Consider the following 23,617-nt stretch of genomic DNA (forward strand, 5'->3'; position numbering starts at 1 on the left):
ATGCTGTCCAAGCCGACCGCGAACACCTGGTCGGAATCAAATAGCGCGAGTCTCCATCAGACCCAGGGCGCTTCACTGCACCCACCCCGCCATCTCATCCCAAGAATCGCGGACCCATCCCAGCACCAACGGAATCAGCCCGCCGAGCACTGCCAGATACAACAGGGCCAGCCCCACATGCAGCCCCCACTGGCCCCCATCCCAAACCCCCGTCACAAAGTGATCGGAGATGAACGGAGGCGCGTCAGTCGATCGGGACAACATCATCAGGTGCTCCTTCACTGGGGGGGCGTGTGGCACGGCTCACCCTAACTGCCCCCACCGACTCCCACAGCGGCCCTCGCCCGCGAGCGCCGAGTGGTTCGCGTGATGGAGCGGATGGGAGGCGCGAAAGCGTAGACGCCGGCGGTGAGGATCAGCACGCCGATGATGCTCCCCCACCAAGGAGGGGTGGCGAGGGCAACGCGGGTGAGACCCAGACCGGCGTAGACCAGAACACCGGCCCCGAGGAAGGTGGCGGCATCGAGGATCAGCCACAGGATGATCCACGGGAAACGGTGACTCGCGGTGCTGGATCGGGCCTCGTAGCGCCGGGCAGCTACTCGGGCCAGAGCCAGAAGCGCGAAAGCACCCGGGCCCACGTATCCAGCGGACAAGAGACTGGCCGCGATGGCAGCCCCTCCCAACCAGGAGAACGCCAGGAGCGCGGTGGCAAGCGCTTGGCGGGCCCGCGAGACTGCCGCGCGTTGCGCAGCCTTACTCATGCTCACCCCCGGCAGCAGAGCTGTTGGCAGCCCCATGCCCGGCCATGGCCGGGGTGACCACACCGGCCTCCACCCGGTTCTTCACGCAGGCGCTCATGGCCGCACGGATCTTCTCGGCTGCCTCCCGCGCCCGGATCACATCAGCGCGGGCGGACTCGCGATCGCATTCACGGATCGTCTCGTGCTCCGAAAAGCCGACGTGGACGGCCTCGATGCGGCGCACCCGATTCAAACGTGCCGCGAGCTGGGTGGGATGCTCCGCCGCCAGGGCGTCAGACGCGGCATCCAACACGGTGAACACTTCGGCGCGCTCGCGTACCCATTTGCGGCGCAGGAGTAGTTGCAGGATGACCAGGGCGGCGAGGAGGATTCCGAGGAAGATGAGCAGGTCGGGAACCATCACGACTCCTTATCGTTTAAACACTTTATTGAATCGTTGTTCGAGTTCATCATATAGTGGTTAGGTCTCATGCGATACCGCGTGGTAGCCCAGATCGACCCAGAACAGACAACGGAGCGAACATGGAAACCCAGGAAAACACCGTCACGATCACCGCAGATGCTCAGCAGGCCGGCGGGTGGTGGACCGCGCGCGCCACCAGCCACGAGCTGCCCCCTGCTACGGCGCGTAGCCTGACCTCTGTGACCACGCAGCTGAAGAAGATCGCCGCGGACATCCTGGGCACCACGCAGGAGGGCGTCGACCTCACGGTGAGCACAGAGCTGCCCGATGACGTCCAGCTGCTCGTGGATCAGGCCGCCGAGCACCAGCAGGAGGCCGAGACTGCATCTCGCAAGGCGCGGGAGAACTTGCTGCGTGCCGCCGTGGAGCTCAAGGACACCGGCTGGCCCGTGCGTGACATCGCTTCCCGGTTGAGGCTGTCGAGTAAGACCATCACCGAGGCCACCAGCCGGGACGCCGCTTCCGAAGCCGCACCGGCCGTCGAGGCCGAGGGGACCGAAGAGATTGAGGACGTGGCATAGCTCCATGTCCGCGGAGTTCAGCGCTCTCTGTGACGCGACCGGCCTAGACACCGAATTCTGGGCCGGTCGCCTCCGCATGCCGGAAGCGGAGATCCAACGCTGGACCACTCCCGCCGGCGCCCCGCCCCGGGCCGTCATCGACCTGCTGGACACCACCCTCCAGTGGCAACACTCCAAGCTGGAGCTGCTGGAGAGCACCGCTCGCGCCGGCCAACGCGTGTATCTGCTGCGCTTTCCCGAGGAGCTGGACTTTATCGCCACCTACGGACCCGCGATCCCGTGGAAGGCCCATGAACACCTCATAGCCCAGGCCTACGCCCGGCTGCGCGTGCTGCAACTCCCCGCGGTCCTGCACGACTTCGACGCCGCTGCCTTCCACCAGTGGCTCGGTCCCACCCCAGACACCCCCTCCGCCCGTGCTCGGTGGCTGGCGGGGCTCACCGACGCCGAGGGGGCCTTGGCGCGCGCGGATCGGCTGATTGCGGAGGCGTTCGAGGGCACGTCGTTTCCCCCAAGCACCTGAGGCCACCGCGTGCAGGCAGAAGGCGGGCTTCCCCCGAGGGGTGGCCCGCCTTCTGCCTGTGCTGCCCTAGGGCTGGTCGTGGTCCACGGCTTCGTGGACTACTCCCAGAGCCTCGGCTTCGAGCACGTCCCGGTCCTCGGTGGTGCAAGTGAAGCCGCCGATGACCGCGCTCTGGTAGCCGCATGTGGTCACGGCCCAGGCATCAGGGCAGCTGACGATCCGCACCACCCGGTAGGTGGCGGTGTCCGTCTCGATCTCGAATCCGTGCTCGGTTGTGGTGGTCATCCCTCGTCCTCTCCGTAGTCCACACGGCGCTCCATGCGGTCACTGGCCTCGATGTCCAAGCTGGAGACGTCGCCGTACTCGTCCAAAGTCAGCAGCACACGCTCGTCGTCGGTGTCCTCGATCTCGGTCACCGTCGCCAAGTTGCCCGAGTCCAGCAGCACTTGGTCTCCGATACACAGCGACTCGGCCATGACTCCCTCGGTCTCGAAGTCCTCTCCGCCCTCGGCGTGCTCGGTGACCTCACCCGTGGTGGCGAACTTGGCCTCTTCTTCGTCTCCGTCCTCGTCCGCATCCTCTTCGGAAACAGCCGGGGCCCGCAGGGGTTCCTCCGTCTCGTCGTCCTCGGTCTCCGTGGTCTCGCCGACCGTTTCGTCGTGGGAGAACAGCTCGAAGTCCTCACGGGAGATCGGCCAGTCGTATCCGACGAACTTCTCCGAGGCGAGATCCGCGATCTCGTCCAGGATGCGTCGATCCTCGCTGCCGGCCTTGGCCTCCCACGGGTCATCGACCCAGAACGTCTGCACCTCGATCGGGTTCGAGCCGTCCGGGGACGCAATCGCGCGCCCAGAGACCAGGGGGGTGTCGGTGCCGGTCCAGTAGTTGTCCCACAGCATCTTCGCGCCCTGGCCCGAGAGCCGGGACAGCGAGATCCGGTGGCGCAGGTTGTCGCGCGCACCACCCTCGAACATCTTGGCGTCGGGTCGCTGGGTTCCGATGACCACATGGATGCGCGCGGTACGCGCCAGGGCGAGGATGTCGGAGATCTGCTCCAGCCACATCGGGGTGCCCGTGCGCTTCTTGCGCTTCACGTTGCCGTTGGCGTCTTCCTCCTCGTCGTAGGAGTTCTTCCACAACGTGGTTAGCACCCGGTTGAGGATCGCGTACTCATCAAGGATGAAAAGGATCTCCCCGAGGTCATCGCGCTGGATCTTGCGGTGCTCCACTGCGGAGTAGCGGCGCATCATCAGCGCGTGCATCCGCTCGATCATGTCCGCCATCTGCTCCGGGCTGGAGGCGATGCCGCCCACGCCGGGGAATCCCTCGAACGGGCGCAGCTCCACGCGCTTGGGATCGCAGGCGTAGACCGGGATGCCGTGGCACACAGCCCCGGTGACCAGCGAGCGCAGCACGGTCGTTTTCCCGCCGCCAGTGGGGCCAATCACGAGCGTGTGAACCGTTTGGGCGTTCAGCTCCCACCCGACCAGCTTCCCGTTCTCGTCCTTGCCGTAGTACAGCGTCGGTTTCTTCGTCGTGGGATTCCGGTACAGCTCGGCCCCAGGGTGGCGCAGCAGTGACGGCATGACGGGGCGTTGCTCGAAGATCGCCACATCGCGTTCCGGCTCGAAAACGCTGCGCCACCGCCCGCCCATCTTGCGGTTCAGCGTGCTCTCCACCCGCCGGTGGAACATGGGGTTCGAGTCTTTGGTCATCGCCCCGTAGCTGACCTCGATCCGGCGCGGCATCGGCAGGGCTTCCTTGGTGGTGCTCATGATGCGTTCTCCTTCGCAGGCTCTTCCCAGTCCGTGACCGTCACGGTGATCTCGGTGCCGAACATCGGCCGCAGGATGTCGTGCGCGCGCTTCTGCGCAGCTTCCCGCTGGAGTTCTTCTCGGTCGTTCTCCGTGGTGGCTGTCCAGGCGTCGATGACCACGCGGCCGCGGCGAGTGTCCCAGGTGCTCGTGACCTTCTCGGCCTCGATGCGTTGACGCACCATCTCTTCCACACGGCGCCGCCACTCCGGGTCGCGGTCGGAGATGGAATCGGGGTAGTCGATCTTCACGTGCCGCGGGCGGCCTCGGGAAAACCTAGAGGCTCGCAGGTCTCGCTTCGCGTCCCACGAGGGCCCGAGCAGCGGGGCAAGACCCGCCACCAGTCGCGAGGTACGAGACCCGCGCAGCCGCAGCATGATCCGTACGACGGTGACCAGCACCGCCAAAACCGAGCAGATGACCAGGGGCACGATGGCCAGTCGTGTCCAGGCACCCCAGGAGGGATTGAGCAGCACGGCCGCGGAGAGGATCACGGCCACACCAATGACCCCGGTGAAGGTGCGCATCGCGCGCTGCCCCAGGGACTCCTCCGAGCTGCGCGGGGCGGCAGATTCGGTGGTCATTTGAGCCCACCCCCCTTGACACCGTGTGCTAAACTGGCACCTATATTTGCTTCTGGCAAGGCGGCCCGCCGCCGCAGGCGAAGCAAAAAATATAAAGAGTGCCAGTTTGGCCCACTGTTTCCGGGGGATTCTAGATTGCGCAAGCTTTCTTGCTTGCATGCATTCTCGCCGCGTTCACCAACAGAGGTGCATGCATGCCGCATACTGGCAGGCACGGGAAAACCATTGTCTGCCTGGCACATCTGAATCGCTGACCTGGATGTCATCGGGTACTCACTCCCCCTTCTTCTGCTTGTCGGTCAGGCCGTTGGTTTCCCCGGTGCTCGTGGGGTTGTCGTTGGGAATTTCCTGCTTGGCACCCTTGGTGGAGACCTTCAGCACCGATTGGTAGTTGCCGCACTCCGTCGTGGCCGAGGCGGCCTCTGCGGTCTCCTCGTTTTCAGCCGTCACCAGGTACAGGCCCTTGGTGCCCTCGATAGTCATGGGCACCGAGGTGTACCTGTTGTTGGCGCGGTTGAGATCCTTGCCCGTCCAGTCCACGGTCTGCGAGGCGACGACCTTGTCATCCCCGCATCCAGCAGCGCGCAGCTCGGGTTCGGTGCTGTAGGGACCGTGGACCGTCAGGCGCACAGGCTGCTTAGTGTCTTTAGGGAAATCCCCTTTCAGAACCACGGCAACGTCAAACCGTTTTCCAGGGGACGTCGTCAGGGTTTGCTCACCATCAGCATTGATGTTCCCGTCCAGGAACACCTGCGGCTTCGTCTTGACGGTGGTGGCGCCATTGGGATCATCACATGCGGAGGCGTGACCCTCGGTGCTCAATACCAACTGATACTTCCCCGGCTTTTTCACCTGGACCGCACCAGAGGTTTCCCCGTCCCCAAACTGCCCATCGGTGCTGCTGATCTCCTCTGAGCAGTCGGTAGGGTTTTTGCCGGCCCCGGCGGTGTAGACCCCGACGTGGTACTTCTGTCCCGCAGGCGCATTGCCCGGGTTGAGCTTGAATCCGATGGCTTTGTCCTCGGTGGTTTCCGGTACGGACAGCACCGGGTTGGCCGCCTCGGGTGTGGCGCTCTCCGAGGCCTTCGGCGCGCTTCCTCCCCCGCATGCACTCAGGGTCAGGGCCAGGGACGCGGCGGTGACGCTCATCAGGGTTTTCGTGGTCTTGCGCATGGTGTGTCCTTCCGGTTTGGGGGGTCTATTTGCTGGCCTTGTCGGGCCACGCGCCCTTCTTTTTAAGGATGGAGGTGGGGTTTATGTTGTCCTTGTGCTCGTACCAAGCCTTCATGTTTGCCCCGGGCTTGTAGATCTCGAAATGCAGGTGTGTGATGAACAGCGAACCGACACTGTCGCCTTTGTTTCCCTCGGTGCCGATGATGTCTCCGCGTTTGAGGGTTTGGCCGGCGTGCACGTCGATCTTGTTCAGGTGGCAGAAACCGAATCCGAATTTCGGTTCGGTGTTGGCAACGGCGAAAACACAGCCGTCCGGTTCGTACAGCTCGGTGACCTTCATCTCGACGGGGGTGATGATCTGGGTTCCGTCCCCGTATCCCGCTCCGGGGGAGGAGAGATCCACGCCGTAGTGCATGCCGCCGTTGCCGGCGTCCACGCCGTTGATGGAGCGGGGCCCATAGTCCGATGCCTTCTGGCAGCCGGGGCAGGGAGCGGTCCACTCCCCGGAGCCGAGGTCACCGTTCCACTTGTCGGCCTTCTTGCAGGCCAGAGCGTTGAGCGTGCCTCCCGTGCCCGATCCGCCGCTGCCGTTGGACTTGGCTTCCTTACCGTCCTTGGTCGTTTTCCCCGAGAACGAGGTGTCCACTCCAGCCTGTTTGATGACCGCATCGGCGTAGCTGTAGTACTGCACGTAGTGCGACGGGTCTTGGTTCTTCTGGACCTTGTTGGCGGCCTCGGTCGGCTCCATGTCCTGCCAGCCGGGAAAGTCCAGCAGCCCCTTGTTGCCGCCGGCCCCGTTGAGAAATGACTTGGTGGCGTGGGCCGGGTCCATGACCTCTTCCTTGGTGCCCCAGCCCATCGAGGTCTGCTGTTGGAGGAAGCCGTAGCTGGTGGCCAGGGAGCCATCCGGGTTGCGGGTGCCGGTGTCCTGGTCTCCGCGGTTGAGGTTCGTCAAGGTGGACTCGCCGTAGCCGACGATAGTGATGACCCGCACCGCGCGCCCGTCCACGCCCTCCTCCTTGACGACCTTCTCGATGGAGCGCACGATGTCTTCCTGCTCCTTGGCGACATCGGCCGGGGGCTTGGGGTCGCCCTTGGAGGTGGAGCCCCCGGAGTTGACGCTGTCGGTGCAACCGGCCAGCTCCAGGTTGAGCTGGTTCTGCTTCTCGTTGCCGCCGAGGATGGACACCAGGATGCCCGCGCCCATCACCACGGCCAGGAGCAGCCCGATGACCAGGAACACCGCCGCGGCGATCAGCCGGCCTTTGAGTCTGAGCAGCTGCATGGGTCACCTCGCCGCGGTCCAGCCGCGCTCCACGGCATCGGTGATGATCCACCCCTTGTCGCCCTTCATCGCGGTCACCTCGTAGGTGATCTTGATGGGCTGGCCGGTCTCGGTGGTGACGGTGGCCGTCACCGGACGGGACCACCGGATCTTGGTGTCCTTCGGGGCCCCGGTGAACGGGGCCTTGCCCACGCTCACCGCGGTCACCGTGGAGTCGCCGCGACCGTCGAGGGCCGTCTGCGCGTCCGCGAGCTGATCTGCAAGCTGCTCGTTCGTCAGCTCAGCGCTCCACTGCTTCCACTGGTCATCACCCTCGCGGCGGGAGAGGTAAGAGCGCAGGAAGGCTCCGGCGGTGGAGTCTGCCTTGGCGCGGTTCACCTTGGGCTTGGACGGGGCAGGCACCGACGAGGCCGGGGACGGCTTCTCGGAAGCCGAGTCAGAGGCCTTCGGGGACGCATCGGAGGTGGGCTGGCCGTCCGCACCCACGGGCCCGGCTTCGACTTGTCGCCAGGTGAGCCCATCGTCAGTAGCGGAGGCGGAGGCCACCGGGTGAGCGTTGGGCTTGTCGTTGCCGGTCTTGCTGAGCATGTGGACCCCGAACGCCAGGGCCACGATCACCGCAGCCGTGGCGGCCAGGCGCATCGGGCTGCGCATCGCCCAGCGCAAACCGGCCCCGGCGCGTTTGCGCGTGTACCGAAAGAGGAGGATGCCCAGCGGCTTGATGCTGTCGTTGAAGTAGCTCATGGCTTACCGCTCCTGCGTCTCTCGGGTGACGGTCTCGGACTCGGTGTCGTTGCGCTCGTAGTAGGTCTGCGAGCCCGGCACGAAGATGTGCTGGTTAAAGGCGGTGTTCGTGGTGGCGTCCACCCGCGGGTTGAAGTAGACCCCCGAGTTCGCGTCCCGATCCATGCGCACGATGTCGGTGGGGATCTCCTGGTTCTCGTCCAGCACCTCCCCGCGCTGCACCCCAGGGGTAGGAGCACCCTGCTGCGCCTGAGCGGCCTGGTGAGTGGAGGCAGCCCGGTCGATGGCCGCCACGATGCGGTCGCCCATGATCCGCTCGCCGTGATCGTCCCGGCGCTGGTTGGCCGCTTCGGCATCGGCGGTGTCCACGGCGTGACTACCGCCGCGGTCCTCCTGCTGGGCTTGCGGCTCCGCGGAAAGTTCCGCTCGCGGCTCGGCCGCCGGGGCGGGGCGAGGCGTGGTGGGTGCCTCGTCGGGGTACGCCGCCTCCGGGTGGGCCACGGGCACGGGGGTGGACGCTGGGACCGGGGCCGGGTCCAGCGCCGGCGCCGTGGTGGCCGGAGTGCCGGTGAGCGCCGGGGTGTAGTCGGGGCCGGCGTGGGTGGTGTGCTGCCGGCGGCGGGGGCTCTGCTCCTCGTTCTGCTGCTCGGTGTCGTCCTCAGCGTTCACATCCCGGGTGCTGCCCGGGGCCGACTGCTTGCCAGGCCGGTTGCCGTTGAGCAGCGCCCACGCCCCCATCGCCATGCCCATGGGGTTGAGATTGGAGGCCCCGTGCATGGATTGCTTGACCGAGGAGGGGCTGACCATCTCGGTGAGGCTGCGGAAGGGCTTGGTGAACTTCCAGAAGATGTAGGTGACGATGGCGGAGAAGAACAGCATGGGGGCGAAGTCCAGGTTCTTGGCCATGAACGCGATCAGGGTGGTGTGCAGAGCTGCCAGCACACCGAACACGATGACGTTGATGGCGGCCGCGCCCACCATGTTCAGGCCCTCCTTGGCGACTCCGCGGGTGACGTGCCAGACCCCGAGCACCGCAAAGATCGGGCCGATGATGGGGATGAACCGGAAGATGAGCTTGGACGCGAAGATCAGCGCTTCGGAGGCGATGCGCACGGCGGAGACCAGCCCGGACTGGATCAGCGCGGCGAGTCCCACTCCGGCGCGGTTGTAGCCCTGGCCCTTCATGAACTGCTGGAGCTGCTTGTCCTCGCCCTTGCCGAGCTTGTTGTAGATGTCCTCGTAGTCCTTCTTCTTGTCCTTGGGGTCCACGTCGGTCTCGTCGTAGGTGGTGGCCGAGGCCTTGTAGAGCTTGGTGGCCCAGGTGTCCGCTCCGACTGCGGTCTGGTCGTCGGAGCCCAGCGCACCCTTGGCCCACAGGGGGTAGAGGATCTGATCGTTCATGATCGCCCCCATGGCCTCGTCGGGCTCGGCCGTGATGCCGGCTGCCTCCAGGGCCTTCTGGTCCGCCGTGGAGGTGACGTTGTGCCCGACGTCGTCGATCGCGTGGGCCACCGTCAGCGGCGCGGTGCCCACGACGGCCAGGAAGCCCACCGAGGCCAGGAATGCCCCGGCCGTCATCATGGACTTGCGGACCTCCTTGGTGAAGGACCAGGCGAAGAGCATGACCGCGGCCAGGAGGATGAACATGATGAACCATTGATCCACCACCAGCGTGCGGGTGAGCTCGGAGAGCTTCACGATCATGTCGTCCAGCGGTTGCAGCACCGTGCCGGTGTTCGTGTTCCACGAGTGCAGGCCGGTGGCGGCTGCGGCCAGCCATTTCGCCAGCCCCAGACCGGCGTTGCCGATCTTGGTGTCCATCATCGCGTCGGGGTCACCGGCCCACTCGTTGCCCGCGATGGGCCCGCCCAAGTCGCAGGCGTGCCAGGTCAGCCCGGAGTAGCCGTAGTCGCCATAAAGGGAGTCTCCCTCCATCGTGGCGCTGCGGTGATCTAGCAGCCCGGTCACACCCGAGCCGGCGGCATCAGGCACCCCCTCGGGCTGGCACTTGGCGTAGGCCGCATCGCGCAAGATCACGGCGAGCAGCACCCCAGCGAGCGCGGCCACGGCCAGGAGGTAGGCCCTGTCCTGCACGGCGTTCAGCAGCCGCAGAGCCCAGGTCTGCGTCGTGGTGGTCAGTGTGGCGGTCATGGTCTCCCCTGCCAATTACTCGGTGGTGCTCGTGGTGGCGGCAGCCGCCTCGGCTTCGGCTTCCAGGTCCGACTTGGGGCGCGAGTTCAGCGCCTTCTTCACGTGCGGGTGGGCGTCGGTGTCGATGACCACCCGCTCGTGCCCGCTACCGTCGAAGAAGATGAAGTGGCGGCGGTCGGCGATGGCCTCGGCCACGCGCTCCTCCTCGGTCATCTGCTCCTTCTCCGCATCCGACTTCTCCCGGCGCCGGTCGGTGGCCGGGCGCAGCTGGCCCAGCAGCGTCTCGTAGCCCTGGTTCAGCGGCACCCCCATCAGCTGCAAGGCAGCCTGCTGGGCACGCTCGCCCTCGGTGTGACCGATGAACACGGTGCCCACGAGGTTGTCCAGCGCGTCGGGGCTGCCGGTGCCCACCTCGAAGTGGGTCACGTCCTGGGAGGAGAGCAGCACACGGGCGTTGAACTTGCGGGAGTCGGTGGCGGACTTGGTGATGAGGGTCTTGCCGGCGCTGATGGCCGAAAGCGTCTTGCCCTCGTCAATCGCCAGGCCCTTACGCTCGGCTCGGTCGCCTTCGTACATCCGCGACTGCACCAGCCACGCAGCCAGCTGCACCACGGCCATGGACAGCCGCTCGGTGATGGTGGTGTCACCGGCGGTGATCGAAGACTCCTTCGGGATGCGGATGCCGTTGAGCGTGTAGACGTTGAGCATCGAGTTGTCGTCCACGTCCAGGTCGTCGTCGGTGGGGGCCGGTTCCCCCTCGGGCGGGAAGATCAGGCGCCCGATGGGGGTCTCTGCGGCTTGGCGCAGATCTTCCAGCACGTCCCCGGCACGGATGCGATGCTCCTCCGTCAGCTGAGTCTCCAGCTCCCCGGCCTCGATCTTCTCCAGGGCCACCAGCACGTCGGTGGCGGTGGAGGTTCGCACCGGCTCCACCTGCTTCAAGGCGCGGGTGATGACGGAGGCGGTCACGCCCCCGGCGTCGTTGAGCAGCTTCGGGCTGATGAAGGACTCCAGGATGTCGCGCATCAGCGAACGGCGGGTGCCGCGGGCAGCGGAAATCTCGCGCTGATACTCGGTGTCGGTGTCGTAGTGCTCGCGCTTGGGGTCGGCCACCACGCGGTAGGGGCCCAGCTCACCGCTGCGGCCGCGCATGAGGTTGATGTAGCGCGAGCGGTTCTTCAACTCGGGCAGGTCGCACAGTCGCCCGAGACGGTCGGAGGGGTCCAGAACGTTGAAGCGGGTGCCCTGCATGACAGCGCGGTAGACGATCGAGCCGAGCACGTAGGACTTGCCACCGCCCAGGCCTGCGGCGATGACGGTCAGCCCGGAGCGGTCACGGGATTCCATATCGCGATGCATGTTCCAGGAGAAGCCGCGCAGCGCAGAGCCTGCGGTGTAGCCCAACGCGGCGCCGTCCTTGTCCCCGATGTTGGCGGTGCCCTGGGGGATGGCAGCGGCCAGGGTCTTGACGGACATGGTGCGGGAGAAGCCGGAGTTCTGGAGGCCTTCACCGGGGATGAACTCGCGGGCAACATGCCACTGTGCTGCGGTGCGCTCCAGGTCTGCCTTGGAACCGTAGAGGTTGCGGATCTCCGCCACGCGACGGTCCAGGGCGTCCAGGGTCGGGGCGCTGACGGCCACGCGGTACCAGCCTTCGGTGCGGACCTCCAGCCCGCCGTGGTCTCCCTGGATCTCACCCTGAATCTGCTTGCCGAGGGCGTTCTGGCGTTTGAGCATTTCCGGGGGGTCTTGCTTGTGGTCGGAGACGTAGTGCTCCATCTGGTCCCGGATCTTGTTCATCTGGTCGATGATGAACTTGTTCGTCTTCGTCGGGCTCTGGACATCGAAGATCGCAGACCACTCCACGGGGTAGGAGACCGCGTCGGTGCGCTGCATCCACCCGGAGTCGATGTTCTCCGGGATGTTCTGGTCCGACAACCTCGCCAGGGTCAGCACGGAGACGTAGCGGGTGACCGGGCGCTCCTCTCCTTCCACGGTGCCGGTCACCTTCACGTAGCCCTCGTAGGGCTCCCCGGTCATGCGTGCCCGGTTCTGCAACAGCTCGACCGTTTTGGGCTCGTAGTCCTGGGCCATCCCTATGGCCGCGCACGGCAGACCCAGGGACACGGAGCGGCGCAGCAGCCACTCCATGTCCTCGGTGGTGGCCGCTGTGGCAGCCAGGGAGGAGCCGGCGAGCACGTAGTTCAGCTCCGCGATCTCGCTGGCCAGCTCGTCCACCTCCCGCTGCGGGTCCTTGGGGAACCGGCGGGCGGTGGCCACGCGCACCCCGAAGTACACCCACTTGTCCGAGAAGTTCGCGCGGCGCAAGTGCTGCTGGTCACGCATGAGCATCCCGGAGCACGATGCGTCCTGGTCCTCACCGTTCTCAATGGGCTTGCCGTTGCGGCGTGCGTCGTCCCAGGTGCGCTCGGCCCACTCGTAGACCGAGTGCGGGCGGGTGCTGATGCGGATCTGACAGCGCCGGCCCACGAGCTTGGAGTGGGCTAGGGCGTCGGCGGAGATCAGCCGGTTGACGTGGGACACGGGCATAAACGAGTTGGATCGCTGCCCCATCACATACCAGACCATGACCTCACTGCCGGTGAGGGTCACGTTGCCGATGGTGGAGCGCAGCTCCAGGGTCAGCTCGTCCCGGTCGGGGGTGTCCTTGCGACGGCGGGCTGCACGCTTGGCGTTGCGCTGCGCGGCGTCCTTGTCCGGGTCATTCTTGCCTCCGCCGTGGATCAGAGCCAGAGCGCGTCCTGCGAAGCGGGCCACGGTGTTGGGGTCGCCGAAGTTTTTGAAGCGCTCGCGAGGGCTCTTCTTCTCGGGCGCTGCGGAGGAGCCCTCCTCCGCAGCGGGGGTGCTCTCGTCCGTGTCTGTGGCGCGGGTGTCAGTAAGGGTCATCGTTGGCGTCTCCGATCCATGAAGCCGCGAGCGCGTGAGGCGCTCACGCGCTGGGCGATGATTGCTCGGCCGGTGCGATCAAGCTGACGGCATTGGTCGGGCGAGTAACGGGTGGTGTGCAGGCTCAGCACGTGGGAGTAGCCGGCGTCGGCATCCTCGCGGGGCACGGACAGCTCTTGGTAGGCGGTGATGCCGTTGACGAGGATGCCGACGTCGTCGCGGTAGTACGCGTTGAAGGACTTCACCGAGAAGTAGGTCAGGAGGAACCACACGAACTGGAAGGCCAGTTCGGTCATGGGGAAGCCGAGGAAGAGCATCACCGCGAACAGGGTGAGGCCCGCCACGATGATGGTCACGTACTGGCGGTAGGTGGCCACCCAGGGCAGGCGCTTGTTCGGCGGCCCCAGCCAGGTGCGGTCGATCCTGCGCAGATCGTCGTCGGTGTAGACCCTCATGGACTCAGGCGCCCAGGATGCCGCGAATCCACTCGCCCACGGCCTCGTAGTTCAGGGCGATCGCCAGGAACGCCATGGCGAAGATTCCCAGGCCCAGCTTCAGCATGAACTCGCGGGTCTTGCCCGAGTTCGCGGCCCAGAACAGGGAGATCGACAGGATGATGATCTCCACGATGATGATGTTCTCGCGCAGCCAGTCCGCAACGCTCTGTCCAGAAAACATGGGGTCTCCTTCGTGTGCTCCCTAATGACGGGAGAGGCTTCGTTTACAGTCGATAGTCTAATATAGCGATACTATCTCATCAATAAGAGAGTCCATGGAAGCCGGACGGGTGTTCATGGAGTCGTCTCCACTCGCAAACCGGAAGGAAGTTGGTCAAAATGGGACCCATGCCGAAACTTGTGCGACCCGCGGATCAGCCCGAACAGCTTGAACACTTCATCGCTGTCTTCGGCAACAGGGCGCGGATGTCGGTGGTGCGTTTTCTAGAGAAAAACGGCCCATCGCTGCGGGTGGACATCGCAGAGGCCACGGGGATCGCCAATCCAACGCTGGGCAACCATCTGGCCGAGCTAGAGCGCATCGGTGTAGTAGAGGCAGACCTACCCGTGGAGCGCAGGCGGGGGCGCACCATTCGGTATTCAGTCAGCGAGAAGACGCTGCGTTCTTTGATGGCTGCCCCAGAGGCCTACATCTTCAACGAGGACTAGACCCGAGCCACCCGGATCATCACGTACTGCCCGCCCAGGCGTTTGAGCCACAGGTCCACAGTGATCTGCTCCTCGGCAGCGCAGCGCAGGGGCACGTCGTGCATCACGGTGACCGGGTGTTCTGTCTCGGCGTTGCCAAGAATCTGGTCCAGCTCGCCATGGCGAGAGGGGTCTACGAGGTCGCGCACATCGTGCTCATGCAGACTGGCCAGACCGGCATCCTCCCAGCTGGGGAAGGACTGTACGAGTTCGCCCGTGTCAGCGCGGATCTGCGTCAGCGGCACATCGGGCATCAGCTCGATCAAGGCCGCGGCTTGATCGGCTGGTGCCGGCAGGGCTTCGGGAATGATGGGGTCGAACTGCTCGGGTACCTCACGCACCATCCCGAGAAAGATGGTCGTCCCATCAGCGCCGCGGGTGTTGCGTGCGGTCAGCTCTACCACCCGGGAGGGCAGTCCAGAGGGGTGGATGGTGTAGCTGACCGTGACGATCCCCCGGAATGGCCCTTGGGCAGCGGCGTCGATCAGCCGCTGGAGCTTGTCCTGGTCTGCTGCGTCCACGAACCCAATCAGCCACTCTGAGGAGGGCCGGTAGACGGCCTTGTTGGTACCGGGCACGTGCTCCATGTGCGCTTCGTGCATGCTGTAGAGCGCCACGAGGGATTCGTCCCAGTAGATCTCGCGGTGGTCACTGATGCGCCATTCCAGAGCACCAACGTGAGGCTTGACCGGCAATCGTTCTTCGACGGGCACAACGATGCCGTAGGCCCCGACCGGCACCCCTGAGTAGGGGGAGCACACGGGCTCGACGTACACCCGCTGCCGCCTCCCCTCGATCACCTCTACATCATCGAAGGCTTGCCCCTGGAAGGCTGCGTTTTCCAGGTGTTGGTGCAGGGCGTACCGGAGGTGCTTCGGGAGGTTCTTGCGCACGGATTTTCCCGGGTATCGCATATTCCCGACTTGAAGCAGCCGAATGGTGTGATGCTCAGGGTCGGTATCCACGATCACCCAGTGATGCGTCATCAGTCCTCCTTCTTAGGAGGGTTCACGTTACTTGTCGGTTGCATGGAAAAGTGTCCCTCGTTATCGTTTTCCGCTAGAAGCCGTGCAGGGCGGATGCCCGAGCTGCTGTCCCGAACGTGGGTACTTCTGTGCCCACTGACCTGGAGGTAGCTCGCTGTGCCTACGACTCGTTTTCGTGCCCCCGCCCCTGTCCTGTCCTTGTTGGCCTGCTCGGAGACTCTGGCGATCTTGCGCTCAATGTCTGACTGCTGCTGGGCCTGTGCCTCCGAACTGTCTGAGGCGACTTCACTTCCGATCGACCGTGTCTCCGAGATTCTTTCTGCCTTGCAGACCTGGGAGTTCGTGACCGCGTACCAGGATCGGTGGCTGCTGAATGCACGCGCTGTGGCTGAGTCCTTCCAAAACCTCAAAAACGCTCTTGACTAGGGTCAATGCATGACTTCCTGGGATACGCACGAGAACGTCCATGTACTTGACTCCGGTCTCGCGCTGGTGACGGGCCCAGCCTCGAACTGGGTTGTCGTCGGCACTAGAAAGTCCTGGTTGCTGGTGGATGGTGGGTATCCGGGGGATGTGGACCGGGTCATGGCCTCAGCACGGGCCGCGGGCATTCGGGGGCTTCCCGAGGCGGTGCTGCTCACCCACGCCCACGTGGATCATGTGGGCGCTGCCCGCCGGCTGGCTGCTCACGGGGTTCCGGTGTGGTGCGCGGCCGCGGAGCTGGGCAATGCGACCGGGGAGACGCCCAGCCAGATCGACCCGGAGACGGCCTATGCCAAGGCCGCTGCGTCGCCGCTGTGGGGGGCCTGGGTTCATCACGCGGTGGAGGCTGGGGGCCTCGACTCGCAGCGGTTGCGGCCGACTCAGCTGCGCCCTTTCGCCGCGCGCGCTGGGGAGGTTCTAGATCTTCCGGGGCACCCCGTGGTGATCCCTTCGACCGGGCACACCCCGGGGCACACCAGCTTCCGGGTGGGCCCGGTTCTGGTGGGCGGCGATGCCGTGGTCACCGCCCATCCCACCTCCCCCGTGACGGGGCGAGCCCAGCTGCTCGATGCCGCGTTCCAGGACGACTGCGAGGCCACGACACAGGCGGCGCGGCGGCTGTGCAAGGCGCAGGCGGAGGTGTTGGCTCCCGGGCATGGCCCGGCGCTGCCGATGGCCGCGGTGCGCGAGGGGCTGCGCTCAGCGCACGTACCCGTTGATCTCTAGCGAGACCATGCGCGCGTCCGGGTCCAAGTCGGCGTAGCGGCCTTGGAGTCCTTGGGTTTTCAGCCACTTCTCCACGTCGCCGTCGTTCTCCCCGAGGCCCCCGAGCACGGTGTGGGGCTGGTAGCCGCCCTTGGAGCCGAAATCGACCTTCGACCCGTCCTCGTAGGTGGCGGTGATGTAGACCCGCCTCTCGGGCAGCTCCTTGCGGCCCCACTTCTTCCGAGCAATGGAGGTCAGGCTCTTGCTGGCTTCCTCCCAGGCGCGCTCCTTGCCTTTGGAGCCCTTAGTGCGGGGGAAGTCGATACGCACCGTTCGCACCCCGCGCCCGTACACGGTGTCCTTGCGGTACGAACCTCGCGAGGGCACCTCCACGCGCCGGCGAACCTTCCGGCGCGTGCCGGTCTGCTGCGGCGCGTCCGGGGGCACCACGGCCTCCTGGCCCTTCTTCCCGCGGATGCGCGCCACCCCGTGCGAGGTCTGCCGCCGCTGGGGCCTGGTGGTGGCCCGCCCGGTGGTGGCGATCTCCTCCAGGGTGGTCACCAGGTTCGCACCCGGTTTCTTCCCGCGGCGCACCTGGGAGATCAACGACTGGTCGCGTTGCAGCTCCTCGGCGATCTCGGTCTGGCTCATGCCACGTTCGACCAGCAGCTCGATCAGCTCTTTCGCGTTCCTAACCATGGGACACCTCCAGCGTCTCCGAAGCGGCCGCCACGTCCACCCCGTGAGCCTCAGCGCGACGCGCCAGGCGCAGACGCGCCTCCACGGTGGTGGGCAAGGCCATCTCGGGGGAACCGGCGGGCAGGTAACCCTTCAACCGCAACCGGCCCACGGCACCGTCGTCCAGCCCGCCCTTCTCGACCGGCAGGCACCATGAGGGCAGCGCCGTCGTGTAGAGCGCATCACCGTTGATCCCGATCAGGGTGGACGGGTCCACGTGCAACGCACCACGCTTCTGCCCCTGGGCCATCGGACCGTGCAGCACCCGGGCACGGGCCCGAGACCACACCTGCGAGGAGAGCTCCGGGTGATAGAAAGGCCGCTGACGATCACGCAACGGCGCCGGCTCCTCGTAGACAAACTTGTCGCCCACCTGGCGCATGCTGTGCGCGTACTGCTCCGGGACGTCCCAGGCGGAATCCACGGTGATGGTGGAGACGTTGCCGCGGGAATTGAACGCACCGATGGCCTGGAGCATCATCTGCCGGATGGCCCCAGAAGCCGCATCCACCACCGCGGGCGCGTAGCCCTGGTTCTCCCCCAGACTCGACACCGCCTCGCGGGCGTTGACCAAACGCTTGCAGAAGGTGTCCAGCGGACGGGCCTCCACCGCACGGGCCTCCCCACGCAGCGCCGGGCGCTTGTCCTGGAAAACGATGGCCTCGTGGAACCGCTCGATGCGCCACCCGAACTCCTCCACCACCCGCAGCTCCTCGTTACCGGCCCACGCGTCGAAGACCGCCCCCGGGCGGTTGGGGTACACCCAGGTCAGCGCACCGTTCTCCAGGGTGTGCTTGATCGGCAGGATGCCCAGAGATCTCCAGTCCTCCGGCACCCGAACCCGCACCAAGTACCGCGCCGGCACAAACTGCCCCACCCGGCGGAAACGGTGATCCTCCGACAGCCACAGATCCTCCGCATCCTTCCCCCGCATCCGCTGCGCCGGCCCCACTCCCAGGTTGTACCCGCACGCCGCGTACATGAACCGGCCGTCGATATAGGAAAACTCCGGCATCGCCTCCCCACGTACCTGATGCATCAGCGGCACACACAGCTCATGCTCCACATACCCAGGCCCAGCCACCAGATGCTCCATGTGGTGCTGGCCCGAGGTCGCGTGGATCTCCTCGGCGATGTCATCCTCCAAGATCGCCGGCTCCAAATTCCGCGGCAACGACTGCGCCCACAGCTGGAGCCCCGTCGTCGCCGGAGACTTCATCAACCCCTGCAACGACTCCTCGGAGCGCACCACCGCGTTCTGCGTCAGCTCCCACGCCTCACGCGCCTGCTCATGGCTCAACCGCACATCCCCGAACCACGCCGAGGCCAGAGACACCTCGAACGGCTTCTCACGCGGGTTCTCCCGATTCTGCGTCTTGTGGAAGTACCGGCCCACCGGAGACGAGCTGGACCCCAGCCAATGCCGCCCCTGGGCCCAATCCGGGCTGTCGATCTGCTGGAACCAGTGGTCCCCGTTGCGCTCGCGGCCGGGGATGCTGCCGACGAGGACGATGCGCTTGATCCCAGTGACCTGGGCGGTGTTGAGGATGTCTTCGAGGATCGGGCGCTTGCGGCGGCCGCGAATGACGGGCGAGATCTTCCGGCCGTTAGTGTCCACCGCGTATCCGGTGGTGGGGTTCATCCACAGCGTCGGCAGGGGTTCGACTTTCCAGGGGATCGGGCGCATGGGGTTACTCCTTCTCGGCGGAGGTGTACTGGCGGCGCAGGTACTCGCGCCAGACCCTCACGGTGAGGTCTTTGTACTTCTCCCCCGTTCGGGCCTTCTCGATGGCGATTTCACGCTTGAGGCTCTTGGGGATCTCCACGTTCAGGGCCACCGTCTCGGTGTCCCGGTCGATTTCGTCCTCTACCCGCGCCCACCGCTTCTCTGATTCACGCTGCTCAGCCACGATCTCTTCTCCTTGCCGCCTTCACTGGATCACTGCGTTTTCTGCCCGCGGGGGCGCTAGGAGGTCTCACCGAAGCCCCGCTTCTCCAGGTACTCCGTGAGCGCTTCTTCGACCATGGCCTGCACGCCCGTCCCCGTGCTCTCCTCGTAGTCGTACATGCGATCACGAAGCGTGACGGGCACACGAGTGGACAGCGGCTCACGGGGCACTCTCCGCTTGCGTCGGCCAGTGGAGCTGGCCGGGGGCGCCGGGAGTTCTGCCGGAGCGGTGGTCTTCTCGATGTAGGACTGCGGGCGCTGCTTCTGAATCTTGGGGGCGGGCTGGGCCGTGGAGTGTCGTTTCGCGGGCATCGGCTACTTCTCCTTCACGATGTGGGCGGTGAGCTGGTCGAACATCTCGGAGACGGCCTTCGCACCACGGTTGCCAGTCTTGGTCAGCGGCGTTCGAGTGGAAGCCATATCCTTGACCGCAGAACGCGCGGGGATCACGGGGGCGAGAAGATCGCCCCCCCACGCCTCACGCATCTGGTCGAGCTGATAGCGGTGCTCCCCCAGACGGGAATCGACCATGTTGGTCACCACACCCGCCAGTGTCAGATGCGGGTTGAGCACGGGGTGCCGGGCCTCTTCGATGGTCGTCAGGTACTCGTTGACCCCGTTGATTGCCAGGGCCTCGGGGACGGTGACGGCCACCGCCGAGTCGGCGGCTACCAGGCCGTTCAGGGTCAGTCGCCCCAGCGAGGGCGGCATGTCCAGCAGCACGTAGTCGTAGCTGTCCAGAGCCTCAGATCCCATCATGGCGACCTTTAGCCGATGCTCGGCCGCGGTGAGGCTCTCGTCGGCGAACACCGCGAGGGTGGAGTCAGCGGGCACAACGTCGATGGCCTCCCCCCACTCGGTAGGGGCAATCGCATCGCCGATGCTTCCAGGGGTGTTGGCTTTGAGGAGGTCGTACATCGTGATCTGCTCGTCGGTGATCTCCGCGCCGAGCACGATGGACGCGCTGCCCTGCGGGTCCAGGTCGCAGACCAGAACACGCTTTCCACTGCGGGCGAGGCTTTCCGCGCAGGCCAACACGATGGACGTCTTGCCCACCCCGCCTTTGAGATTGCCGAACGCGATGGTGCAGGGAGCCATGTCGTGACCCTTCCTCTAGTCCTCTAGTTTCCTAGGTTTCTTGAATCCTAGGAAACTATGAACTCACTAAGTTGTCAACCCACCAAGATTCTTAGGGGCCTGGGACTGCTGTACGGATAGGTGACACCGGACCTGGCTGACCCGCGCGGTTGGCCTGGAAGGATGATCACCGTGCCCAAGCCCTACCCTCAAGAGTTCCGTGACGACGTCGTGCGTGTCACGCGCGCCCGTGAAGCGGGCGTCCCCCTCGCTCAGATCGCCAAGGACTTCGGCGTCCACGAGATGACGCTGCGCAAATGGATCCGCCAAGCAGACATCGACGACGGCAACCGTCCCGGGAAGACCCGTGAAGACTCCACGGAGCTGCGCATCGGGATCACCACCTGGATCGAGCGCACCTATCATCGACGCCGCCGACAGGCCCGCCTGGGCCGATTGACCCCCATCGAATACGAGACCATCATGAACCCGGCCGTGAGCCTCGTGGCCTGACACACCAACTGTCACCTGATCGTGCGGCAGCCCCGCACATCATCAAGAATATGGATGGCATCATCGGGGAACGGAATTTCTACGGGAATGATCCGCATCCCCCGAAGGGATGAGCTGGCAGGGCTCCATCCTGATGGGGTGATGGAACCCTGCTATGCCAGAGATGGTTGGTTCCTGCGTCGCAATCAACCGTGCTGCGGCGCAGTTTTGCAGGTTCAGTCGTAGGGACCTAAAAACCGTTCGCCGTTGAAGTGAACCATGTGGCTTGGTGCGTCAGCGCACCACACCTCGGTCTCCCACGCGATGTCCGCAAGGTACTTCCGCATCGTTTTGCGATCCGGGAAGCAGGAAATGTACACCAGTCCGGCGGTGCTTCCTTCGAACAACTTGGACAGCTCGCCGTACCTTTTAGCATCGACAGGACCGTGGGAGGAGGCAGCTTCCATGAGAACCAGCCAATTCTTGTCCCGCATGTACACCACGAGATCCGGCATCTTGCCGTGCGAATCCACCTCTACGCCAAGATCCTTGAGGCGCTTCTGATCAAAATGCGCCCACTTCTGGTCCGCGTCTCCGACGTACAACACCTCTCCGCCTGGTGTGTACCGGGAGCACAGTTCATCAAGCATCTGTTTGATCAGTACGTTCTGCCCGCCTGGGCTCAGCGTGAGCGCTTTGCCTTCGGGGAGCGTGACGGGGATTCGGCGCATTTCACGGGCTGCCGCGTAGGTCTCGATCTGACGGGGGCGGTCATCCAAATACTCCGCGACTAACTCGTCGACCTGAGGAGATCCGTAGGCTTTGATAACCGTTAAAGCCATTGGGTGGATCGCATAGTTCCACTTGGGACTGTTGACCGGGCGGTCTGGCTGATCTCGGTTTTGTTCGACAAGTAACGCATCACTGAACTGATGGAGGGTGAACCGGCGAATTGTCTCCCGAGTATTTGCGGCGTAGTCCACGTCGTATACATCACGAATGAAGTCCATGATCGCGCGCGTTCCATACATCTCGTTCGTAGCATCATTCCAAGATGAGTCCGGCCGGATATCCGCCAGAGCAAGTAAGATGAGAGCCGCCCGTTCGTTGCTACGCTCCCGGTCAAATCCGAGAGTGCGCAGGATCTCCTGGGCCTCTTCAATTTTGCTCATGCTTCCTCCGTCACTATTCGGTCAATCTCATCCTGACCGAGTAGCTCAGGTTCACGGTCACACCCCCATTTCCTCAGCGTGTCCTCGTCAGGGATTGGCAGCGCCCGGAGATCACCGGCGTTCACTTGAGTGTGCCCGGAGAAGGTTCGGAACAACCGGTCCAATGGCCCGCTGTTCAACCAGATAGACAACCCGATAGCGACCGCCGCATCAGGGATAGGACCGATCACATTGGTCTTGTTCTCGAAAGCGACAGGTCCTTCGCCATCCCAAACAGCCGCTACTACGCGTCGAGGTTCCTCCTTTGCCGAGAACCGCTTCACAACGACGTATCGGCCCGGCGCATGGACCTGTTTTCGGGAGAAGTCATCACGGGCATCGAAGTGCTGCGGTTTCTGACGCTTCATGCCCCGCGGCCAGGTAATAACTCCGCTGTTGAAGTTGCCCGGGTAAATAAGAGGAACCGTCTCATCTCCAGAGTTTTCCAGGCAGTAAGACCGCGCACGGAAATCCACCACGCGCCCCGTTGCTACCGACAGGCCCAACTCCGCCAGAGTCTTGTCCGCCGGGATGTCCTCGCCATGTTCATCCGGGATCCGAATGAACTTGTGCACGTCAGTTGGCAGGACCACCTTTTCATAATCGACCGTGTAATGGTGCGGGACAGGGTCGTTGGTCAGTGACACCCCGATGTCTACAGGCCCTGGCTTTCCGCCTGCTTCCAGGGTCACGATCACCGATTCTTGAAGCACTCCGGAATCCCGGAACACGGTGTTGCGTGACTCGAAAGTATGAATGCGCCGCAGCGCTGAGCGGTTCAGCAAGAAGCGGCGGAACGACTCAAAATAGGTGCCATTCATGAAGGAGCGCGGGACGATAGCCACTAGCTGTCCACCGGGCCGAAGCTGACTCAACCCCAGAGCCATGAACGCCGCATAGAGGTTCGGCGCCTCGACACCAAGCTGACGCAGGGCTAGTCGTTCGGGCGCACCGGCAGCCAACTTGCTGTAGGGCGGATTCATGATCACGAGATCGAATGGGTCGTCCAGTGCTTCATGGCCTCCGAGCAAGCCCGACTCGTCGAGGAGATAATCAGCCTCGATGATTGAAGCACTCACGTTCGCCAAGGAGTCGACCTCATGCAGCGTCTCACCTAGTGCTGGGATCAACCGAGAGTCCCGCTCCACTGCGACCAGCTCTACAGAGGTGCCAGGCCGTGCTTCACGAATCAGGCTCACCAATGCTGCGCCTAGGATCCCAGTGCCGGCACCGGGATCAAGAATCCGGAGGCGTTTAGGGTCGGGCAGATCCAGCATCGAAGCCAGCAGAATGGCAGCTACTCTCGGCGTGAAAACCTGACCGGCTTCAGCAGTGATGCTTCCGGCAGTGGAGATGCGACGTTGTTCTGCAAAGCTCAGATCAAGGGACACCCTATGAGTCTACGAAGTCGCTCAGACGGGGCTGCCGCACGATCAGGTGACAGTTGGGGTGTCAGGCCACGAGGCTCACGGCCGGGTTCATGATGGTCTCGTATTCGATGGGGGTCAATCGGCCCAGGCGGGCCTGTCGGCGGCGTCGATGATAGGTGCGCTCGATCCAGGTGGTGATCCCGATGCGCAGCTCCGTGGAGTCTTCACGGGTCTTCCCGGGACGGTTGCCGTCGTCGATGTCTGCTTGGCGGATCCATTTGCGCAGCGTCATCTCGTGGACGCCGAAGTCCTTGGCGATCTGAGCGAGGGGGACGCCCGCTTCACGGGCGCGCGTGACACGCACGACGTCGTCACGGAACTCTTGAGGGTAGGGCTTGGGCACGGTGATCATCCTTCCAGGCCAACCGCGCGGGTCAGCCAGGTCCGGTGTCACCTATCCGTACAGCAGTCCC

The 23,617-nt window shown here is 64.7% G+C and carries 25 protein-coding genes and 2 pseudogenes; 5 read left to right on the top strand and 22 right to left on the bottom strand.

What is annotated here, in order from left to right:
• Nucleotides 1-72: 72 nt before the first annotated feature.
• From A5728_RS10770 to A5728_RS10780, 3 genes are read right to left on the bottom strand one after another with little or no spacing between them, the layout of a single operon-like run.
• On the bottom strand, nucleotides 73-282 hold the full coding sequence (locus A5728_RS10770) for a hypothetical protein (RefSeq protein ID WP_156523450.1): 210 nt from the start codon (nucleotides 280-282) through the stop codon (nucleotides 73-75).
• A 26-nt stretch (nucleotides 283-308) separates the two neighbouring features.
• Nucleotides 309-764, bottom strand: a complete 456-nt coding sequence (locus A5728_RS10775; RefSeq protein WP_064847056.1) for a hypothetical protein — start codon at nucleotides 762-764, stop codon at nucleotides 309-311.
• Nucleotides 757-1,167: a hypothetical protein gene (locus A5728_RS10780; RefSeq protein WP_156523451.1), complete on the bottom strand. Its 411-nt coding sequence runs from the start codon at nucleotides 1,165-1,167 to the stop codon at nucleotides 757-759. The genes A5728_RS10775 and A5728_RS10780 overlap by 8 nt, the downstream gene beginning before the upstream one ends.
• Nucleotides 1,168-1,286: 119 nt before the next feature.
• On the opposite strand from A5728_RS10780, the gene A5728_RS10785 reads away from it, so the two are divergent.
• Both A5728_RS10785 and A5728_RS10790 read left to right on the top strand, forming a co-directional pair.
• Entirely contained in the window at nucleotides 1,287-1,748 is a 462-nt protein-coding gene (locus A5728_RS10785) for a hypothetical protein (protein WP_064847065.1), read from the top strand.
• Between the two features lie 76 nt (nucleotides 1,749-1,824).
• Nucleotides 1,825-2,271: a hypothetical protein gene (locus tag A5728_RS10790; protein WP_156523452.1), complete on the top strand. Its 447-nt coding sequence runs from the start codon at nucleotides 1,825-1,827 to the stop codon at nucleotides 2,269-2,271.
• A gap of 66 nt (nucleotides 2,272-2,337) precedes the next feature.
• On the opposite strand, the gene A5728_RS10795 is transcribed toward A5728_RS10790, so the two are convergent.
• From A5728_RS10795 to A5728_RS10840, 10 genes are all read right to left on the bottom strand, one after another.
• Nucleotides 2,338-2,556, bottom strand: a complete 219-nt coding sequence (locus A5728_RS10795; protein WP_064847069.1) for a hypothetical protein — start codon at nucleotides 2,554-2,556, stop codon at nucleotides 2,338-2,340.
• A complete protein-coding gene (locus A5728_RS10800) occupies nucleotides 2,553-4,046 on the bottom strand; it encodes an FtsK/SpoIIIE domain-containing protein (protein WP_064847071.1) in 1,494 nt (497 codons plus the stop codon). Before A5728_RS10800 ends, A5728_RS10795 begins: the two co-directional genes overlap by 4 nt.
• Nucleotides 4,043-4,669 carry a hypothetical protein gene (locus A5728_RS10805; protein WP_064847073.1) on the bottom strand — a complete coding sequence of 209 codons (627 nt, stop codon included), beginning with the start codon at nucleotides 4,667-4,669 and terminating at the stop codon, nucleotides 4,043-4,045. The genes A5728_RS10800 and A5728_RS10805 overlap by 4 nt, the downstream gene beginning before the upstream one ends.
• A 273-nt stretch (nucleotides 4,670-4,942) precedes the next feature.
• The gene (locus A5728_RS10810) at nucleotides 4,943-5,842 is read right to left on the bottom strand and encodes a hypothetical protein (protein ID WP_064847075.1); all 900 of its coding nucleotides are present in this window, start codon (nucleotides 5,840-5,842) and stop codon (nucleotides 4,943-4,945) included.
• A 25-nt stretch (nucleotides 5,843-5,867) separates the two neighbouring features.
• Nucleotides 5,868-7,127, bottom strand: coding sequence for a M23 family metallopeptidase (locus tag A5728_RS10815; RefSeq protein ID WP_064847077.1), 1,260 nt, complete (start codon nucleotides 7,125-7,127; stop codon nucleotides 5,868-5,870).
• Between the two features lie 3 nt (nucleotides 7,128-7,130).
• On the bottom strand, nucleotides 7,131-7,871 hold the full coding sequence (locus A5728_RS10820; protein ID WP_064847078.1) for a hypothetical protein: 741 nt from the start codon (nucleotides 7,869-7,871) through the stop codon (nucleotides 7,131-7,133).
• Nucleotides 7,872-7,874: 3 nt separating this feature from the next.
• Nucleotides 7,875-10,022, bottom strand: a complete 2,148-nt coding sequence (locus A5728_RS10825; RefSeq protein ID WP_064847079.1) for a hypothetical protein — start codon at nucleotides 10,020-10,022, stop codon at nucleotides 7,875-7,877.
• A gap of 15 nt (nucleotides 10,023-10,037) precedes the next feature.
• Nucleotides 10,038-12,929: an ATP-binding protein gene (locus tag A5728_RS10830; protein ID WP_064847081.1), complete on the bottom strand. Its 2,892-nt coding sequence runs from the start codon at nucleotides 12,927-12,929 to the stop codon at nucleotides 10,038-10,040.
• Nucleotides 12,926-13,384, bottom strand: a complete 459-nt coding sequence (locus A5728_RS10835) for a hypothetical protein (RefSeq protein ID WP_058955885.1) — start codon at nucleotides 13,382-13,384, stop codon at nucleotides 12,926-12,928. The genes A5728_RS10830 and A5728_RS10835 overlap by 4 nt, the downstream gene beginning before the upstream one ends.
• A 4-nt stretch (nucleotides 13,385-13,388) precedes the next feature.
• Nucleotides 13,389-13,607, bottom strand: coding sequence for a hypothetical protein (locus tag A5728_RS10840; RefSeq protein WP_058955886.1), 219 nt, complete (start codon nucleotides 13,605-13,607; stop codon nucleotides 13,389-13,391).
• Between the two features lie 167 nt (nucleotides 13,608-13,774).
• Between A5728_RS10840 and A5728_RS10845 the strand changes: the two genes are divergently transcribed.
• Nucleotides 13,775-14,095, top strand: a complete 321-nt coding sequence (locus A5728_RS10845; RefSeq protein WP_064847082.1) for a helix-turn-helix transcriptional regulator — start codon at nucleotides 13,775-13,777, stop codon at nucleotides 14,093-14,095.
• On the opposite strand, the gene A5728_RS10850 is transcribed toward A5728_RS10845, so the two are convergent.
• Nucleotides 14,092-15,120 carry a hypothetical protein gene (locus A5728_RS10850; RefSeq protein ID WP_058955888.1) on the bottom strand — a complete coding sequence of 343 codons (1,029 nt, stop codon included), beginning with the start codon at nucleotides 15,118-15,120 and terminating at the stop codon, nucleotides 14,092-14,094. The genes A5728_RS10845 and A5728_RS10850 overlap by 4 nt on opposite strands.
• A 435-nt stretch (nucleotides 15,121-15,555) precedes the next feature.
• On the opposite strand from A5728_RS10850, the gene A5728_RS10855 reads away from it, so the two are divergent.
• Nucleotides 15,556-16,329, top strand: coding sequence for an MBL fold metallo-hydrolase (locus tag A5728_RS10855; protein ID WP_064847083.1), 774 nt, complete (start codon nucleotides 15,556-15,558; stop codon nucleotides 16,327-16,329).
• Here A5728_RS10855 and A5728_RS10860 read toward each other — a convergent pair.
• The 5 genes from A5728_RS10860 to A5728_RS10880 are packed head-to-tail and all read right to left on the bottom strand — an operon-like array spanning nucleotide 16,303 to nucleotide 20,092.
• Entirely contained in the window at nucleotides 16,303-17,007 is a 705-nt protein-coding gene (locus A5728_RS10860; RefSeq protein WP_064847084.1) for a hypothetical protein, read from the bottom strand. The genes A5728_RS10855 and A5728_RS10860 overlap by 27 nt on opposite strands.
• Nucleotides 17,000-18,733, bottom strand: a complete 1,734-nt coding sequence (locus tag A5728_RS10865; protein WP_064847085.1) for a hypothetical protein — start codon at nucleotides 18,731-18,733, stop codon at nucleotides 17,000-17,002. The genes A5728_RS10860 and A5728_RS10865 overlap by 8 nt, the downstream gene beginning before the upstream one ends.
• A 4-nt stretch (nucleotides 18,734-18,737) precedes the next feature.
• Nucleotides 18,738-18,956, bottom strand: a complete 219-nt coding sequence (locus tag A5728_RS10870; protein WP_064847087.1) for a hypothetical protein — start codon at nucleotides 18,954-18,956, stop codon at nucleotides 18,738-18,740.
• Between the two features lie 56 nt (nucleotides 18,957-19,012).
• Nucleotides 19,013-19,306, bottom strand: a complete 294-nt coding sequence (locus A5728_RS10875) for a hypothetical protein (protein WP_064847089.1) — start codon at nucleotides 19,304-19,306, stop codon at nucleotides 19,013-19,015.
• A gap of 3 nt (nucleotides 19,307-19,309) precedes the next feature.
• Nucleotides 19,310-20,092 carry a ParA family protein gene (locus tag A5728_RS10880; protein WP_064847091.1) on the bottom strand — a complete coding sequence of 261 codons (783 nt, stop codon included), beginning with the start codon at nucleotides 20,090-20,092 and terminating at the stop codon, nucleotides 19,310-19,312.
• Between the two features lie 162 nt (nucleotides 20,093-20,254).
• Here A5728_RS10880 and A5728_RS14855 point away from each other — a divergent pair.
• Nucleotides 20,255-20,422, top strand: a pseudogene (locus A5728_RS14855) (transposase); the annotation flags it as partial.
• A gap of 377 nt (nucleotides 20,423-20,799) precedes the next feature.
• On the opposite strand, the gene A5728_RS10890 reads toward A5728_RS14855, so the two are convergent.
• The 3 genes and pseudogenes from A5728_RS10890 to A5728_RS14860 form a co-directional block, all read right to left on the bottom strand.
• Nucleotides 20,800-21,735 (bottom strand): BsuBI/PstI family type II restriction endonuclease, encoded by a 936-nt coding sequence (locus A5728_RS10890; protein WP_064847093.1) that lies wholly within the window; start codon nucleotides 21,733-21,735, stop codon nucleotides 20,800-20,802.
• Nucleotides 21,732-23,165 carry an Eco57I restriction-modification methylase domain-containing protein gene (locus A5728_RS10895; protein ID WP_064847095.1) on the bottom strand — a complete coding sequence of 478 codons (1,434 nt, stop codon included), beginning with the start codon at nucleotides 23,163-23,165 and terminating at the stop codon, nucleotides 21,732-21,734. The genes A5728_RS10890 and A5728_RS10895 overlap by 4 nt, the downstream gene beginning before the upstream one ends.
• Nucleotides 23,166-23,388: 223 nt before the next feature.
• Nucleotides 23,389-23,556 (bottom strand): annotated as a pseudogene (locus tag A5728_RS14860) (transposase); the annotation flags it as partial.
• Between the last annotated feature and the right edge of the window lie 61 nt (nucleotides 23,557-23,617).

It is taken from the genome of Kocuria sp. ICS0012, assembly GCF_001665945.1.
Classification (GTDB): domain Bacteria; phylum Actinomycetota; class Actinomycetes; order Actinomycetales; family Micrococcaceae; genus Kocuria; species Kocuria marina.

Excerpts from the sequence above, each read along its gene's own strand:
- A5728_RS10775 (WP_064847056.1), bottom strand. The coding sequence starts at position 764 with ATGAGTAAGGCTGCGCAACGCGCGGCAGTCTCGCGGGCCCGCCAAGCG.
- A5728_RS10785 (WP_064847065.1), top strand. The coding sequence starts at position 1,287 with ATGGAAACCCAGGAAAACACCGTCACGATCACCGCAGATGCTCAGCAG.
- A5728_RS10790 (WP_156523452.1), top strand. The coding sequence starts at position 1,825 with ATGCCGGAAGCGGAGATCCAACGCTGGACCACTCCCGCCGGCGCCCCG.
- A5728_RS10795 (WP_064847069.1), bottom strand. The coding sequence starts at position 2,556 with ATGACCACCACAACCGAGCACGGATTCGAGATCGAGACGGACACCGCC.
- A5728_RS10800 (WP_064847071.1), bottom strand. The coding sequence starts at position 4,046 with ATGAGCACCACCAAGGAAGCCCTGCCGATGCCGCGCCGGATCGAGGTC.
- A5728_RS10805 (WP_064847073.1), bottom strand. The coding sequence starts at position 4,669 with ATGACCACCGAATCTGCCGCCCCGCGCAGCTCGGAGGAGTCCCTGGGG.
- A5728_RS10810 (WP_064847075.1), bottom strand. The coding sequence starts at position 5,842 with ATGCGCAAGACCACGAAAACCCTGATGAGCGTCACCGCCGCGTCCCTG.
- A5728_RS10815 (WP_064847077.1), bottom strand. The coding sequence starts at position 7,127 with ATGCAGCTGCTCAGACTCAAAGGCCGGCTGATCGCCGCGGCGGTGTTC.
- A5728_RS10820 (WP_064847078.1), bottom strand. The coding sequence starts at position 7,871 with ATGAGCTACTTCAACGACAGCATCAAGCCGCTGGGCATCCTCCTCTTT.
- A5728_RS10825 (WP_064847079.1), bottom strand. The coding sequence starts at position 10,022 with ATGACCGCCACACTGACCACCACGACGCAGACCTGGGCTCTGCGGCTG.
- A5728_RS10830 (WP_064847081.1), bottom strand. The coding sequence starts at position 12,929 with ATGACCCTTACTGACACCCGCGCCACAGACACGGACGAGAGCACCCCC.
- A5728_RS10835 (WP_058955885.1), bottom strand. The coding sequence starts at position 13,384 with ATGAGGGTCTACACCGACGACGATCTGCGCAGGATCGACCGCACCTGG.
- A5728_RS10840 (WP_058955886.1), bottom strand. The coding sequence starts at position 13,607 with ATGTTTTCTGGACAGAGCGTTGCGGACTGGCTGCGCGAGAACATCATC.
- A5728_RS10845 (WP_064847082.1), top strand. The coding sequence starts at position 13,775 with ATGCCGAAACTTGTGCGACCCGCGGATCAGCCCGAACAGCTTGAACAC.
- A5728_RS10850 (WP_058955888.1), bottom strand. The coding sequence starts at position 15,120 with ATGACGCATCACTGGGTGATCGTGGATACCGACCCTGAGCATCACACC.
- A5728_RS10855 (WP_064847083.1), top strand. The coding sequence starts at position 15,556 with ATGACTTCCTGGGATACGCACGAGAACGTCCATGTACTTGACTCCGGT.
- A5728_RS10860 (WP_064847084.1), bottom strand. The coding sequence starts at position 17,007 with ATGGTTAGGAACGCGAAAGAGCTGATCGAGCTGCTGGTCGAACGTGGC.
- A5728_RS10865 (WP_064847085.1), bottom strand. The coding sequence starts at position 18,733 with ATGCGCCCGATCCCCTGGAAAGTCGAACCCCTGCCGACGCTGTGGATG.
- A5728_RS10875 (WP_064847089.1), bottom strand. The coding sequence starts at position 19,306 with ATGCCCGCGAAACGACACTCCACGGCCCAGCCCGCCCCCAAGATTCAG.
- A5728_RS10880 (WP_064847091.1), bottom strand. The coding sequence starts at position 20,092 with ATGGCTCCCTGCACCATCGCGTTCGGCAATCTCAAAGGCGGGGTGGGC.
- A5728_RS10890 (WP_064847093.1), bottom strand. The coding sequence starts at position 21,735 with ATGAGCAAAATTGAAGAGGCCCAGGAGATCCTGCGCACTCTCGGATTT.